Origin of the sequence: Oceaniovalibus guishaninsula JLT2003 (genome assembly GCF_000299575.1) — a bacterium.
GTDB classification, from domain to species: Bacteria; Pseudomonadota; Alphaproteobacteria; order Rhodobacterales; family Rhodobacteraceae; genus Palleronia; species Palleronia guishaninsula.
This window is the reverse complement of record NZ_AMGO01000052.1, coordinates 151,513-165,792: the sequence shown is the minus strand read 5'-3', so window position 1 is coordinate 165,792 and position 14,280 is coordinate 151,513. Positions and strand designations below refer to the sequence as shown.

Genomic DNA, 14,280 nt, shown 5'->3' with positions numbered 1-14,280 from the left:
GGATGGTCCCATTCGGCACGATCCTGCCGATGGCGTCAACCCGTTTGTCCGCAAATGGACCGATTGCGCGCGGTCAGCGGGCCATGTCGGGCGCGACCGCCTGCCAGTTGCGCATCCGGGCGCGGAACCACGTGCGCTGGCGCTTGGCGAATTGGCGGGTGGCGACGATCGACAGGTCGCGCGCGTCGCCCAGCGACATCTCGCCGCGCAGATGGGCGACGAGCTGCGCCGCGCCGATGGCCTGCGAAGACGGCGCGCGGGGGGTCCAGCGGGGCAGGCGGGCGCGCGCCTCGTCCAGCGCGCCCTGCGCCAGCATGGCGTCGAAGCGCCGCGCGATGCGGGGGTTCAGCCGGTCGGGCGCCATGTCGAGACGCAGCGGCAGCACGGTATCCAGCGGCATCAGGGGCGGCGGCGTGGCGTCCTGCCAATCGGCCAGCCCGCGCCCGGTGGCGCGCAGCACTTCCCAGGCGCGCTGGACGCGGGCGGGGTTGCGGGTGTCGATGCGCGCAGCCGTGGCCGGGTCGAGATCCGCCAGCAGCGCGCCGATGCCGCCATCCGCCAGGTGCGCGTCGGCCTCGGCGCGCGTCTGGGGCGGAACGGGCGGGACGGGGGCCAGCCCTTCGGTCAGGGCGCGGAAGTAAAGCCCGGTGCCGCCGGTGACGATCAGCCGCGCGCCGGTCGCGGCCAGGGCCGCCACCTCGGCCAGCCAGAGGCCGACGGAATAGGGCGCGTCGTCGGGGACGTGGCCGTAAAGCGCGTGCGGCGCGGCGGCCCGGTCGGCGGCATTGGGCTGCGCGGTCAGGATCGGCCAGCCCCGATAGACCTGAAGCGCGTCGGCATTGACGATCGTGCCGCCATGCGCGCGGGCGATGGCCAGCGCCAGCGCCGACTTGCCGCTGGCCGTGGGGCCGGCGACGAGGATATGGGCCGTTCCGCGCGCGGCGGCGATCGCTGCGTGGCTGTCCATCGCGTCCCGCTTGTTGTGCTGCGCGGGCTTTTGCGACATCTAGCGCGCGATGGCAAAGCGGGGTGATGCGATGGGTGCGACGGCAACGGCGGCGGCGGCGGACGCGCGCAGATACGACCGCGTTCTGCTGAAGATCTCGGGCGAGGCGCTGATGGGTCCGCAGGGATACGGCCTGCATCCGCCCACGGTCGCGCGCATCGCCGCCGAAGTGAAATCGGTGCACGAGCTGGGCGTCGAAATCTGCATGGTGATCGGCGGCGGCAACATCTTTCGCGGATTGTCGGGCAGCGCGCAGGGGATGGAGCGGACGACCGCCGACTATATGGGAATGCTGGCCACGGTGATGAACGCGCTGGCGCTGCAATCGGCGCTGGAAGAACTGGGTATCCATACCCGCGTCATCAGCGCCATCCCGATGGACCAGGTCTGCGAGCCCTATATCCGGCGCCGCGCGGTGCGGCACCTTGAAAAGAAGCGCGTCTGCATCTTCGCCGCCGGCACCGGCAACCCCTATTTCACCACCGATACCGCCGCGACCCTGCGCGCCAGCGAGATGCATTGCCAGGCGATCTTCAAGGGGACGAAGGTGGACGGCGTCTATGACAGCGACCCCAAGCTGAACCCGGACGCGCAGCGCTACGCCCGCATCACCTATGACGAGGTGTTGCAGCGGCATCTGGGGGTGATGGATGCCAGCGCCATCGCGCTGGCGCGCGACAACGACCTGCCGATCATCGTCTTCAGCCTGGACGAGCCGGGCGGCTTTCGCGGGATCCTGGCGGGCGAGGGGACGTTCACCATCGTGCATGGATGATCGGCGCGGCTATACATTCGCTTAACCCTCGGGCTATAGACTGCGCGGCACGACACGGAACGGAACGGAACGGGCATGGCGGACGACCATCAGATCGACACCGACGACCTGCAACGCCGCATGGACGGCGCGATGGCGGCGTTGCGGCAGGAATTCGCGTCTTTGCGCACGGGGCGCGCATCGGGCAGCATCGTCGAGCCGATCATGGTGGACGCCTATGGCCAGCAGACGCCGATCAACCAGGTCGGCACCGTCAACGTGCCCGAACCGCGCATGGTCACGGTGACGGTCTGGGACAAGCAGCTGATCGGCAAGGTCGAACGCGCCATCCGCGAATCGGGCATCGGCATCAATCCGGTGATCGACGGCATGACCATCCGCCTGCCGATCCCCGAACTGAACGAGGAACGGCGCGCGCAGCTCAGCAAGGTGGCGGGCACCTATGCCGAGAATGCCCGCGTCGCGATCCGTAACATCCGCCGCGACGGGATGGACCGGCTGAAGAAGGAAAAGGCCGCCGGCATGTCCGAGGACGACCACAAGGTCTGGACCGCCGAGGTGCAGGAGATGACCGACGCCGCCATCAAGCGCATCGACGAGGCGCTGGCGACCAAGCAGGAAGAGATCATGCAGGTCTGACCTGCTGCGACGGCGCGACCGACAGGGCGCGGATACGGAGGGCGACCCCGATGACTGGGACGACGGGACCGCAGCACGTGGCCTGCATCATGGACGGCAACGGCCGCTGGGCGGCGAAACGCGGCCGCCCGCGCCTTTACGGGCATCACGCTGGCGCGCGGCGCGTCAAGGAAATCGTGTCGGCCTGTCCGGCCCTGGGCGTGCGCTATCTGACGATCTTCGCGTTCTCGACCGAGAACTGGAAGCGCACCCAGACCGAGGTGGCGGGTCTGATGAAGCTGTTCCGCCGCTATATCCACGCGGAAGCGCGCGAATTGCTGGCCTCGGGCGTGCGGGTGCGGTTCATCGGCGACCGCGTGCGGCTGGACGCCAAGCTGGTCAAGCTGATGGACGAGCTGGAGCTGCTGACCAGCGGCAACGACCGCGTGCATCTGACGGTGGCGCTGAACTACGGCGGCCGGGACGAGCTGGGCCGCGCCACGCAGCGCCTGGCGCGCGAGGTGGCGGCTGGGCGCATCGACCCCGCCGACGTGGACGAGACGGTTCTGGCGCGGTTCCTCGATACCCATGTGCTGCCCGACCCCGATCTGGTGATCCGCACCAGCGGCGAGGCGCGGATCAGCAACTTCCTGCTGTGGCAATCGGCCTATGCGGAATACGAATTCATCGAGACGCTGTGGCCCGATTTCACGGCGGACATCTTCGCGCGGGTGCTGCGGGGGTTCGCCGCGCGCGAGCGGCGCTTCGGCGCCGTGCCCGCCGCATGAGCGCGCCCGCCGGACGCTGGGCCGATCTGGGGCCGCGGATGGGCGTCGGCGCCATCGTGGCGGTGATCGGCCTGCTGGGCGTGTGGCTGGGCGGCATCGTCTTCATCGTGCTGACCGTCGCCATCAGCGCGGTGATGGTCTGGGAACTGGTGCGGATGCTGGACCGCGCCGCCCCCGCCATCGCGCTGGCCGGCGGGGCCGGGGCAGCGCTGGCCATCGCCGAGATCCTGCCGCCCGGCTATGCGCTGCCGCTGCTGATCGCGCCGTCCTTCGTGGGGTTCGGGCAACTGAACCGGCACCGGGCGACCTTCGCCATCTTCACGGCGGCGATCCTGCTGGCGGGGTTCGGGCTGTTCACGCTGCGCGACCGCTTCGGGTTCGAATGGATGCTGTGGCTGGCGGCGGTTGTGATCGTGACCGACGTGGCGGGATATTTCGCCGGGCGGTTCATCGGCGGGCCGAAATTCTGGCCGCGCGTCAGCCCCAAGAAGACCTGGGCGGGGACCATCGCGGGCTGGGTCGGGGCGGCCGTGGTGGGCGGCATCTTCATCGGCATCACCGGCGCCAACGGCCAGCTTGTCGGCGTGTCCATCGCCCTGTCGATGGCGTCGCAATTCGGCGACATCGCGGAATCGGCGGTCAAGCGGCGGATGGGCGTCAAGGACAGTTCCAGCCTGCTGCCGGGGCACGGGGGGCTGTTCGACCGGTTCGACGGGATGCTGGGCGCATCGGTGTTCCTGCTGATGGTGCAGCAGATCGTCAACTTTCCGCCCGGATTGCCGTGAGGCGGATCAGCGTTCTGGGCGCCACCGGGTCCATCGGTTGCAGCACGCTGGATCTGATCGGGCGCGATTCCGGCGCGTTCCGCGTCGTGGCCCTGACCGGCGGGCGCAACATCGCGCGGCTGGCCGATCAGGCGCGACGGCATCGCGCCGAGATCGCGGTGACGGCCCATGACGAATGCCTGCCCGACCTGCGCGCGGCGCTGTCGGGCAGCGGGATCGAGGCGGCGGCGGGGCAGGCCGCGCTGATCGAGGCGGCCGACCGGCCCGCCGACTGGACGATGTCGGCCATCGTGGGGATCGCGGGGCTGGCACCGGGATTGCAGGCGCTGCGCCAAGGCAAAACGCTGGCGCTGGCCAACAAGGAATCGCTGGTCTGCGCCGGGCCGCTGCTGATGGCGACGGCGCGCGCGCACGGGGCCGACGTGCTGCCGGTGGACAGCGAACATTCGGGGATATTCCAGGCGCTGGCGGGGCAGGATGCCGGCGCGGCCGAGCGGGTGGTCATCACCGCGTCGGGCGGGGCGCTGCGCGACTGGCCGCAGGAGCGTCTGGCCCATGCCACGGTCGAGGAAGCGGGCCGCCATCCCAACTGGGACATGGGCCAGCGCATCACCATCGACAGCGCCACGCTGTTCAACAAGGCGATGGAACTGATCGAGACGCATGAATATTTCGGCATCCCGCCCGACCGGATCGAGGCGGTGATCCATCCCGAATCCATCGTTCACGCCATCGTCGGGTTCCGCGACGGCGGGCTGCTGGCGCATCTGGGGCCTGCGGACATGCGCCACGCCATCGGCTATGCGCTGCACTGGCCCGCGCGGGGCGACGTGCCGGTCGAACGGCTGGATTTCGCGCGGCTGGGGGCCTTGACCTTCCGCGCGCCGGACGAGGGGCGCTGGCCCGCCCTGCGGCTGGCGCGGCAGGTCATGCAGGCGGGCGGGCTGTCGGGCGCCGTCTTCAACGGGGCGAAGGAAGCGGCGCTGGACGCCTTCATCGCGCGCCGGATCGGATTTTCCGACATGGCGCGGGTCGTCGAGGCGGCGATGGACGCGCTGTCGGGCAGCACGGCGGTGGCGCACAACGCCGTGCCCGACCTTGAGAACGTGCGACGGGCAGACCAATTGGCAAGACAGGCCGCCGAACGCAGCATGGCGGCCCTGGCTTAGGGCGCAGGCTGGCGCGACTGGGGAACAGATGGACATTATCGGGCTGATCCCGTCCTTCGGCGGTCTTCTTTATACCGTCGCCGCGTTTGTCGTGGCGCTGAGCGTGATCGTCGCGATCCACGAATACGGCCATTATATCGTCGGCCGCTGGACCGGCATCCGCGCGGATGTCTTTTCCATCGGGTTCGGGCCGGTGCTGTTCTCGCGCCGCGACAGGCGCGGCACGCTGTGGCAGGTGGCGGCGCTGCCGCTGGGCGGCTATGTCAAGTTTCGCGGCGATGCCGACGCGGCCTCGGTCCGGTCGGCGGACACGCCGGGGCTGGATGCGGGCGCACGGCGCGAGACGATGGCCGGCGCGCCGGTCTGGGCGCGGGCGCTGACGGTCGCCGCCGGCCCGGCCTTCAACTTCGCGCTGTCGATCCTGATCTTCGCCGCGGTGCTGCTGATCCGCGGGATCGCCGCCGATCCGCTGACGGTGGATACGCTGCGCCCGCTGCCGGGGGCCGTCGGGACGCTGGCGCCGGGCGACGAGATACTGGCGATCGAGGGGATGCCGACGCCCGAGCTGGAGCGGATGGACGGGTTCATCGCCGATCTGCCGGTGGCGCCGGAACTGACCTATCGCGTGCTGCGCGACGGGGTCGAACGCAGCGTCACCGGCCCCTATCCCTATCCGCCGCTGGTGGGCGGGGTCAGTCCGCAATCGGCGGCGATGGCGGCGGGGCTTCGAGAAGGCGACGTGATCGTCAGCATCGACGGCCGCCCCGTCGCCGCCTTCGACGAGCTGCGCGAGATCGTCGGCGCGTCGGACGGCGCGCCGCTGGAACTGGGCGTCTGGCGTCCTTTGCCGGGCGACACCGAAGGACGCGGCACCCTGCGCGACGTCACGCTGACGCCCAAGCGCATGGACCTGCCGCTGCCCGAGGGCGGGTTCGAGACGCGGTGGCTGATTGGCATTACCGGCGGGCTGTGGTTCACCCCGCGCACGCAGATGCCGGGCGTGGTCGAGGCGCTGGGATACGGCGTGGATCAGACCGTGTTCATCGTTCAATCCAGCCTGTCGGGGCTTTACCACATGGCGGCAGGCGCGATCAGCAGCTGCAACCTGAGCGGGCCGATCGGCATTGCCCAGACCAGCAGCGCCGCCGCCAGCCAGGGATTGCTGAGCTTCGCGTGGTTCATCGCGGTGCTGTCCGCCGCCGTGGGTCTGCTGAACCTCTTTCCCATTCCGGTGCTGGATGGCGGGCATCTGGTCTTTCACGCCTGGGAGGCGGTGACGGGTCGCCCGCCCGGCGACCGCGCGTTGAACGTGCTGATGACGGTGGGGCTGGCGCTGCTGGGCACGCTGATGGTTTTTGCGCTGACCAACGACATCTTCTGTCCCTGAAGCCGCCACATTCCGGCCCCGATGCGCAGGCAGGTTGCGGGGGAACGGCGGAAGGAGGATTGGATGATCGGACTGGGCGCGCGACGGGGCGGTTTCGGGCTGCTGTGCAGGCTGGCGGTGGATCCGCTGCTGTCGGTCGGGGGGCTGGCAGCGGCGCTGGCGCTGTGGGGCTATCTGCTGCACCCCTGACGCATGGGGGCGGCGATGCCACGATGCCCACGAAACCGCCGGGGCCGTTTTGACAAGTGGGGGCAATCCCGCTAGGCAACGGCCAACGGGGTTCGGGAAATGGAATTGGCCGGATGGGCATCGTATCGGGTCGGCCGCTGTGCCGTTTGTCGGCAATCGTGCGGATTCGGATCGGCCTCGGCCTCGGCCTTGCGCTGGCCGCGATACTGGCGCTGACCCCCCCGAACGAGGCCGCCGCCCAATCCTACAACTTCACCGACGTGCGGATCGAGGGCAACGAGCGCGTCGATCCCGGCACGATCCTGGGTTTCGCGCAGATCGGGCGGGGCGAGGCGCTGACCGGGGGCGAACTGAACGCCGCCTATCAGCGCATCGTCAATTCGGGCCTGTTCGAGACGGTCGAGCTGGTGCCGTCGGGCAATACGCTGATCGTGCGGGTGCGCGAATGGCCCATTGTCAACGTCATCAGCATCGAAGGCAACGACAAGCTGAACGACGAGGAATTGCAGGCGCTGGTCGGCTCGCAACCCCGGCGGGTCTATGACCCGACGCAGGCCGAGGCGGACGCCGCCGCCATCGCCGAGGCCTACGAGGTTCGCGGACGGCTGGCCGCGACGGTGACGCCGCGCATCATCCGCCGGTCGGACAACCGCGTCGATCTGGTCTTCGAGATCGTCGAGGGCCAGGTCGTCGAGGTCGAGCGGCTGAGCTTCGTGGGCAACCGCGCCTTTTCCGATCGCCGGCTGCGCCGCGTGCTGGAAACCAAGCAGGCCGGATTGCTGCGCACCTTCGTGCAGCGCGACACGTTCATTGCGGAACGGCTGGATCTGGACCGCCGCCTGCTGACCGATTTCTACAATTCGCGCGGCTATGTGGATTTCCGCATCCTGGGGGTGAACAGCGAATTCGCGCGCGAACGCAATGCGTTCTTCGTGACGATCAGCGTGCAGGAAGGCCAGCAGTTCCGGTTCGGCGCCATCACCGCATCGACCGATCTGCCGGGCGTCGATGCCGCCGAATTCCTGCGGCTGGCGCGGATCGACAGCGGCGATATCTATTCGCCGCAGGCGGTGGATATCGCGGTGACGCGGATGGAACGGCTGGCGATCCGCAAGGGGCTGAGTTTCGTGCGGGCGGTGCCGGTCATCACCCGCGACGAACGCAACCAGCGACTGAACGTCGATTTCCACCTGGAACGCGGCCCGCGCATCTTCGTGGAACGCATCGACATCGAGGGCAACGCCACCACGCTGGACCGGGTGATCCGGCGGCAGTTCGACATCGTGGAGGGCGATCCCTTCAATCCGCGCGAAATCCGCGCCAGCGCCGAGCGGATCCGCGCGCTGGGCTATTTCTCGCAGGCCGATGTGGAGGCGCGGGACGGCACCGCCGAGGGGCTGGTCATCGTCGATGTGGATGTGGAGGAACAGCCGACCGGGTCGCTGACCCTTGGCGGCAGCTATTCGACCAATAGCGGCGTCGGGGTGAATCTGGGCTTTTCCGAGCGCAATTTCCTGGGGCGCGGCCAGACGCTGAGCTTCGACATCACCACCGGCACCGATGCGTCGGCGGCGCGGTTTTCGTTCATCGAGCCGTATTTCCTGGGGCGCGACCTGTCGGCGCGTCTGGATGTCTTCTACGAGACGTCCGATTTCGACGAGGCGGATTACAACACGCAGGTCGTGGGTTTCAGCCCCGCGCTGACCTTCCCCGTCAGCCTGAACGGCCGGTTGACGCTGCGCTATCGACTGTCGGAGGACACGATCGAGAACGTGGACGACGGCGAGCCGGATCTCGACCCCGATACCGGCGAGCGGATCGACACCGGATCGTCGCCCATCCTTCAGCGCGAGGAAGAGGACCGGCTGACATCGGCGGTCGGCTATACCTACAGCTATGATACAAGGCGCACGGGGATCGACCCCAATGCCGGCGTGCTGTTCCGGTTCGGCCAGGATTTCGCCGGGCTGGGCGGCGACAGCCAATATGTCAAGACGACGGCGCAGGGCATCTATCAGCGGCGCGTCTGGAACGAGGAAGTCACCTTGCGCGCCACGGTCGAAGGCGGTGCGATCAACGCGCTGAACGACAAGGGCACCCGCGTCACCGACCGCTTCTTCCTGTCCACCGCGCAGCTTCGCGGCTTCGCGCCGCTGGGGGTCGGGCCCCGCGATCTGGAAGCGTCGAACGAGGATGCGCTGGGCGGCAACCTGTATTCCGTGGCGCGGCTGGAGGCCGAGTTTCCGCTGGGCCTGCCCGAGGAATACGGCCTGCGGGGCGGCGTGTTCTTCGATGCGGGGTCGGTCTGGTCGCTGGAAGACGTGGAGGGCGAGAACGGCGTCGAGGTCGATGACAGCTTCAACCTGCGCACGGCGGTCGGCGTGTCGCTGTTCTGGACATCGCCGCTGGGACCGTTGCAGTTCAATTTCGCCAAGGCGCTGTCCAAGGAAGACTATGACGAAACCCAGGTCTTCAACCTGTCGCTTCAGACCGCTTTCTGATCTGCCGGCGCTGGCCGCGGCGGCCTTCCTGACGCTGGCCGCGCCGCCTGTCGGGGCGCAGCAGGCGGCGCCCCTGGCCGCGCCGTCCCCCATTCTGGTCGTGGATCAGGACCGTCTGTTCGCCGACAGCGCCTTCGGCCGCCGCGCCGTGGCCGAGATCGAGGCGCGCGCGACCGAGCTTGCCGCCGAGAACCGCCGCATCGAGGCCGACCTTGTCGCCGAGGAACAGGCACTGACCGAACGGCGGCAGGCGATGGACGCCGCCGCGTTCCGAACGCTGGCCGAGGATTTCGACGACCGGGTGCAGGCGCTGCGCGCCGAGCAGGACGCCAAGGTGCGCGATGTCCAGCGCCTGCGCGATACGGCGCGGCAGGATTTTTCGGCGCGGATCGGGCCGATCCTGTCCGATCTGGTGCTGGAGCGCGGCGCGGTGATCCTGATGGACAGCCGTGCGGTTCTGCGCGCCGTCGAGAATGTGGACATCACCGATGCCGCCATTGCGCGGATCGACAGCGTTCTGGGGGAGGGCGCACCGCCACCCGACGCCCCCGGCGCACCGGACGCCGACTGAGCCGTCGCTTGCCCCGCGCGGCCAGCCTTGCTAGGCACGGGCGCAGCCATCCAGACCGGACCGCCCATGACCGACACGCCCCTGAAAAGCGCCGATATCCAGCTGATCCAGCGGATTATCCCGCACCGCTATCCCTTTTTGCTGGTGGACCGGGTCGAGGGGATCGACGGCCATGCATCGGCGACCGGTATAAAGAACGTCACCTTCAACGAGCCGCATTTCCAGGGCCATTTCCCCGGCGCGCCGATCATGCCCGGCGTCACCATCGTCGAGGCGATGGCGCAGACGGCGGCGGTGATGGTGGGGGTGGCGCTGGATCTGGCCGACAGAAATTTCCTGGTCTATTTCATGGCCATCGACAGCGCCAAGTTCCGCCGCAAGGTGGTGCCGGGCGACGTGCTGCGGATGCAGGTGACGACGAAGCGGGGCGGCGGCAAGGTCTGGAAGTTTCACGGCCGCGCCGAGGTGGACGGCGAGCTGGCCTGCGAGGCCGAGTTCACCGCGATGATGGACGTGCCCGCCTGATGTCTGTCCGCGCATGAATATCGACTCCACGGCGCTGATCCATCCCGCCGCCGCGATCGAGGACGGCGCGCGGATCGGCGCCGGGACGCGGATCGGCCCCTTCGCGGTGATCGGCGCCGAGGTCGAGATCGGTGCCGATTGCGTGGTCAAGCCGCATGCGATCGTGACCGGATCGACGCGGCTGGGCGACGGCTGCACCGTGTTTCCCTTCGCGGTTCTGGGCGAAATTCCGCAGGATCTGAAATTCGCCGGCGAACGGACGCGGCTGGAGATCGGCGCGCGCTGCCGTATCCGCGAACACGTGACGATGAATACCGGCACGGATGGCGGGGGCGGCGTGACGCGGGTGGGCGACGATTGCCTGTTCATGGCGGGCGCGCATGTCGCCCATGACGCACAGGTGGGCCACCGGGTCATCATGGCCAACAATGCCGCGCTGGCAGGGCATTGCGTCATCGGCGACGACGTCATCGTCGGCGGGCTGGCGGGCGTGCACCAGTTCGTCCGCATCGGGCGGGGGGCGATCATCGGCGCAGTGACGATGGTGACGCACGATGTCATCCCCTATGCGCTGGTGCAGGCGCCGCGCGGCGAGGTGGACGGGCTGAACCTGATCGGGCTGAAGCGGCGGGGGGTGGACCGGGCCGACATCGCCGCCTTGCGGGCCGCGTTGCAGGTGCTGCGGGACGGCGAGGGCGCCTTTCAGGACCGCGCACGGCGGTTGGGCGACACATCCGACAGTGCCTATGTGCGCGAGATCGCCGATTTCGTGCTGGGCGGGTCAGGCCGCGGTTTTCTGACGCCGCGATGAGGCTGGCGCTGATCGTGGGGTCGGGCAGCCTGCCCGCGGTGCTGGCGCGCGACTGCGCGGCTGCGGGCCACGATCTGCGGATCGCGGCGCTGGACGGGCAGGATCCGTGCGGGATGGCGGATTGGCCGGTGCAGCGGTTCCGGCTGGAGACCCTGGGCAGCCTGATCGCCGGTCTGCGCGACTGGGGGGCCGAGGGCGTGTGCTTTGCCGGCGGCATCGTGCGGCCGCCGCTGGACATGGCCCGCGTCGATGCGGCGACGGCGGCGATGCTGCCGGCTTTGGCGGGGGCGCTGGTGCAGGGCGACGACGGCGCGCTGCGGGCCGTGCTGGCGCTGTTTCAGCAGGCGGGCATCCCGCCCCTGGCCGCGACCGATCTGGTGCCCGATCTTCTGCCGCCCGAAGGGGTGCTGGCCGGCCCCGCGCCGGGCGACGCGATGCGGCGCGACGCCAGCCGGGGGCAGGCGGTGCTGACGGCGATGGGCAGCGCCGATCTGGGGCAGGGATGCGTGGTGGCGGGCGGTCAGGTTCTGGCGGTCGAGGCGCTGCCGGGCACGGAATGGACGCTGCGCAGCGTCGCGCTGCTGCGAAGCGCGGGCACGCCGAAGGTGCCCGAAGGCGGCGTGCTGATGAAGGCCCCCAAGCCCGGACAGGACCGGCGCGTCGATCTGCCCGCCATCGGCCCCGAAACGGTCGCTCAGGTCGTCGATGCGGGATTGCGCGGGATCGTTGTCGAGGCCGGGGGCGTTATGGTGCTGGAGCGGGCCGAGACGGTCGCGCGGGCCCGTGCAGCGAACGTGACGCTCTGGGTGAGGGGGGCGGTTTGAAGGTATTCATCGTGGCGGGCGAAGCGTCGGGCGACCGGCTGGGCGCCGCGCTGATGGACGGGTTGCGGGCGCTGCGGCCCGAAACGCGGTTTCACGGCGTCGGCGGGGCCGAGATGACGCGCCGCGGCCTGAACAGCCTGTTTCCGATGTCCGAACTCAGCGTGATGGGGCTGGCCGAGGTTCTGCCCCGTTATCGCCACCTGCGCCGCCGGATGATCCAGACCGCCGATGCGGTGCTGGATGTGGACCCCGATGTGCTGATCACCGTCGACAGTCCCGATTTCTGCCTGCGTGTCGCCAGCCGCGTGCGCGCCCGTCGCCGCCTGCGGACGGTGCATTATGTGGCGCCGTCGGTCTGGGCGTGGCGGCCGAAGCGCGCGCAGCGGATGGCGCCCTTCGTCGATCAGGTGCTGGCGCTGCTGCCCTTCGAGCCGCCCTATATGGAAGCGGCGGGCATGCGGTGCGATTTCGTCGGTCATCCCGTGGCGACCGAACGCCGCCCCGAACCCGCCGCGATCCGCGCCTTTCGCAGCGAGGTGGCGGGCGAGGACGGTCCGCTGCTGCTGGCGCTGCCCGGCTCGCGGCTGTCCGAATTGCGGCGGCTGGCGCCGGTCTTCGGCGCGGCGTTGCAGCGGCTGGCCGGACGGCATCCGGGTTTGCGCGTGGTGCTGCCGGTGGCGCCCGGAATGGTGACGGATGTGCGGGGGCTGACCGCCGACTGGCGGGTGCGGCCCGTTATCCTGGACCCTGCGCGGCCGGGGGCGGCGCGGCGCAAGCGGCTGGCCTTTCACGCGGCCGATGCGGCGCTGGCGGCCTCGGGGACGGTTTCGCTGGAACTGGCGGCGGCGGACACGCCGATGGTGGTCGCCTACGACATGAACTGGCTGAGTTGGCAGATCATGCGGCGGATGGTGCGGATCGACACCGTGACCCTGGTGAACCTGATCGAGGGGCGGCATGTCGTGCCGGAATTTCTGGGGCCCGCCTGTCGGCCCGACCCGATCGCGGCGGCGCTGGACGGGGTTCTGGCCGATCCGTCGCGTCAGCGTCCGGCCCTGGCGCGGACGATGCGCGCCTTGGGGCGCGGCGGGGGCGCGCCGGGATTGCGCGCCGCCCATGCGGTTCTGAACGGGCTGGGGGCCGGTTAACGGCCGCGCCAGATCCAGCCGCCGCCCAGCACCCGGCTGCCTTCGGGCGCATAGAAGACGCAGGCCTGTCCGGGCGACACGCCGTCCTCGGGGACGATCAGTTCGACCTCGGCCTCGGTCGGGGAAAGCGGTCTGAGGATCGCTTCGCGCGCGGGGCGGGTGGAGCGGACCTTGACCGCGATTTCGCGCGCGCCGGCATCCGTGAAGGCGCCATCGCCAAGCCAGTTGATTTCGCGCACGGGGACGATGCGGGTGGATAGCAGTTCCTTCGGCCCGACGATGACGCGGCGGTTTTCGACATCCAGCCGCACGACATAAAGCGGCTCGTCCAGACCGCCGATGCCGAGGCCGCGCCGCTGCCCCACGGTATAGTGGATGACGCCGCGATGGTCGCCCAGGATCCGGCCGTCGACATGGACGATCTGCCCCGGATCGGCCGCGCCCGGCCGCAGCTTTTCGATGACGGCGGCATAATTGCCATCCGGCACGAAGCAGATGTCCTGGCTGTCGGGCTTGTCGGCGACGGGCAGACCGTGCCGGGCGGCCAAAGCGCGAGTTTCGGCCTTGGTCGCAAGGCCGCCCAGCGGGAAGCGCAGATAATCGAGCTGTTCGGGCGTGGTCGAGAACAGGAAATAGCTTTGGTCGCGGACGGGATCGACGGCGCGGTGCAGTTCGGGTCCGTTGGGGCCGGCCATGCGGCGGATGTAATGCCCCGTCGCCATGCAATCGGCGTCGAGATCCTTCGCCGTTTCCAGCAGGTCGCGGAACTTGACCCGCTCGTTGCAGCGGATGCAGGGCACGGGCGTGGCGCCCGCCAGATAGGCGTCGGCGAATTCGTCGATGACCGATGCGCGGAACGTGTTTTCGTAATCGAGCACGTAATGCGGAAAATTCATGGTTTCCGCGACCCGCCGCGCATCGTGGATATCGCGGCCCGCGCAGCACGCGCCCTTTTTCGCCAGGGCGGCGCCGTGGTCGTAAAGCTGAAGCGTGACGCCCACCACGTCATAGCCCTGCGCGGCCAGTTCCGCCGCGACGACAGAGGAATCGACGCCGCCCGACATGGCGACGACCACGCGCGTCTGGCACGGCGGCTTGGCGAAGCCGAGCGAGTTCAGGGCATCCGTGGTGTCGAGCGCCATCCGCGTCCCTTTCCGCATCGGTTAATCGCGTCGCAAGAGCG

General features: G+C 69.4%; 15 protein-coding genes. 13 read left to right on the top strand and 2 right to left on the bottom strand.

The genetic code is table 11. From position 1 onward, the window contains the following. Nucleotides 1–73: 73 nt before the first annotated feature. Nucleotides 74–967, bottom strand: coding sequence for a tRNA (adenosine(37)-N6)-dimethylallyltransferase MiaA (gene miaA / locus OCGS_RS11950; RefSeq protein ID WP_052026187.1), 894 nt, complete (start codon nucleotides 965–967; stop codon nucleotides 74–76). 70 nt (nucleotides 968–1,037) lie between these two features. On the opposite strand from miaA, the gene pyrH reads away from it, so the two are divergent. The 13 genes from pyrH to lpxB all read left to right on the top strand — a co-directional run bounded on the left by pyrH (nucleotide 1,038) and on the right by lpxB (nucleotide 13,097). Further along, a complete protein-coding gene (gene pyrH, locus OCGS_RS11945) occupies nucleotides 1,038–1,781 on the top strand; it encodes a UMP kinase (protein WP_007427504.1) in 744 nt (247 codons plus the stop codon). 75 nt (nucleotides 1,782–1,856) lie between these two features. Continuing rightward, complete coding sequence (gene frr / locus OCGS_RS11940) at nucleotides 1,857–2,420, top strand: ribosome recycling factor (protein WP_007427503.1); 564 nt, start codon at nucleotides 1,857–1,859, stop codon at nucleotides 2,418–2,420. A 50-nt stretch (nucleotides 2,421–2,470) separates the two neighbouring features. Next, on the top strand, nucleotides 2,471–3,187 hold the full coding sequence (uppS, locus tag OCGS_RS11935) for a polyprenyl diphosphate synthase (RefSeq protein WP_040610974.1): 717 nt from the start codon (nucleotides 2,471–2,473) through the stop codon (nucleotides 3,185–3,187). Beyond that, nucleotides 3,184–3,972, top strand: a complete 789-nt coding sequence (locus OCGS_RS15495; RefSeq protein WP_007427501.1) for a phosphatidate cytidylyltransferase — start codon at nucleotides 3,184–3,186, stop codon at nucleotides 3,970–3,972. The genes uppS and OCGS_RS15495 overlap by 4 nt, the downstream gene beginning before the upstream one ends. Next, a complete protein-coding gene (gene dxr / locus OCGS_RS11925) occupies nucleotides 3,969–5,141 on the top strand; it encodes a 1-deoxy-D-xylulose-5-phosphate reductoisomerase (protein WP_007427500.1) in 1,173 nt (390 codons plus the stop codon). Before OCGS_RS15495 ends, dxr begins: the two co-directional genes overlap by 4 nt. 28 nt (nucleotides 5,142–5,169) lie before the next feature. Next, a complete protein-coding gene (rseP, locus tag OCGS_RS11920) occupies nucleotides 5,170–6,528 on the top strand; it encodes an RIP metalloprotease RseP (protein WP_007427499.1) in 1,359 nt (452 codons plus the stop codon). A gap of 63 nt (nucleotides 6,529–6,591) precedes the next feature. Next, entirely contained in the window at nucleotides 6,592–6,717 is a 126-nt protein-coding gene (locus OCGS_RS15550) for a hypothetical protein (RefSeq protein WP_007427498.1), read from the top strand. 113 nt (nucleotides 6,718–6,830) lie between these two features. After that, entirely contained in the window at nucleotides 6,831–9,218 is a 2,388-nt protein-coding gene (bamA, locus tag OCGS_RS11915) for an outer membrane protein assembly factor BamA (RefSeq protein WP_007427497.1), read from the top strand. After that, a complete protein-coding gene (locus OCGS_RS11910) occupies nucleotides 9,172–9,789 on the top strand; it encodes an OmpH/Skp family outer membrane protein (protein WP_007427496.1) in 618 nt (205 codons plus the stop codon). The genes bamA and OCGS_RS11910 overlap by 47 nt, the downstream gene beginning before the upstream one ends. 66 nt (nucleotides 9,790–9,855) lie before the next feature. Then, on the top strand, nucleotides 9,856–10,314 hold the full coding sequence (gene fabZ, locus OCGS_RS11905; RefSeq protein ID WP_007427495.1) for a 3-hydroxyacyl-ACP dehydratase FabZ: 459 nt from the start codon (nucleotides 9,856–9,858) through the stop codon (nucleotides 10,312–10,314). A gap of 13 nt (nucleotides 10,315–10,327) precedes the next feature. After that, nucleotides 10,328–11,125 (top strand): acyl-ACP--UDP-N-acetylglucosamine O-acyltransferase, encoded by a 798-nt coding sequence (lpxA, locus tag OCGS_RS11900; protein ID WP_007427494.1) that lies wholly within the window; start codon nucleotides 10,328–10,330, stop codon nucleotides 11,123–11,125. Next, a complete protein-coding gene (locus tag OCGS_RS15490; protein WP_007427493.1) occupies nucleotides 11,122–11,949 on the top strand; it encodes an LpxI family protein in 828 nt (275 codons plus the stop codon). Before lpxA ends, OCGS_RS15490 begins: the two co-directional genes overlap by 4 nt. Next, nucleotides 11,946–13,097, top strand: a complete 1,152-nt coding sequence (lpxB, locus tag OCGS_RS11890; protein WP_040610973.1) for a lipid-A-disaccharide synthase — start codon at nucleotides 11,946–11,948, stop codon at nucleotides 13,095–13,097. Before OCGS_RS15490 ends, lpxB begins: the two co-directional genes overlap by 4 nt. Here the strand turns inward: lpxB and mnmA are convergent. Beyond that, nucleotides 13,094–14,239 carry a tRNA 2-thiouridine(34) synthase MnmA gene (mnmA, locus tag OCGS_RS11885; protein WP_007427491.1) on the bottom strand — a complete coding sequence of 382 codons (1,146 nt, stop codon included), beginning with the start codon at nucleotides 14,237–14,239 and terminating at the stop codon, nucleotides 13,094–13,096. The genes lpxB and mnmA overlap by 4 nt on opposite strands. Between the last annotated feature and the right edge of the window lie 41 nt (nucleotides 14,240–14,280).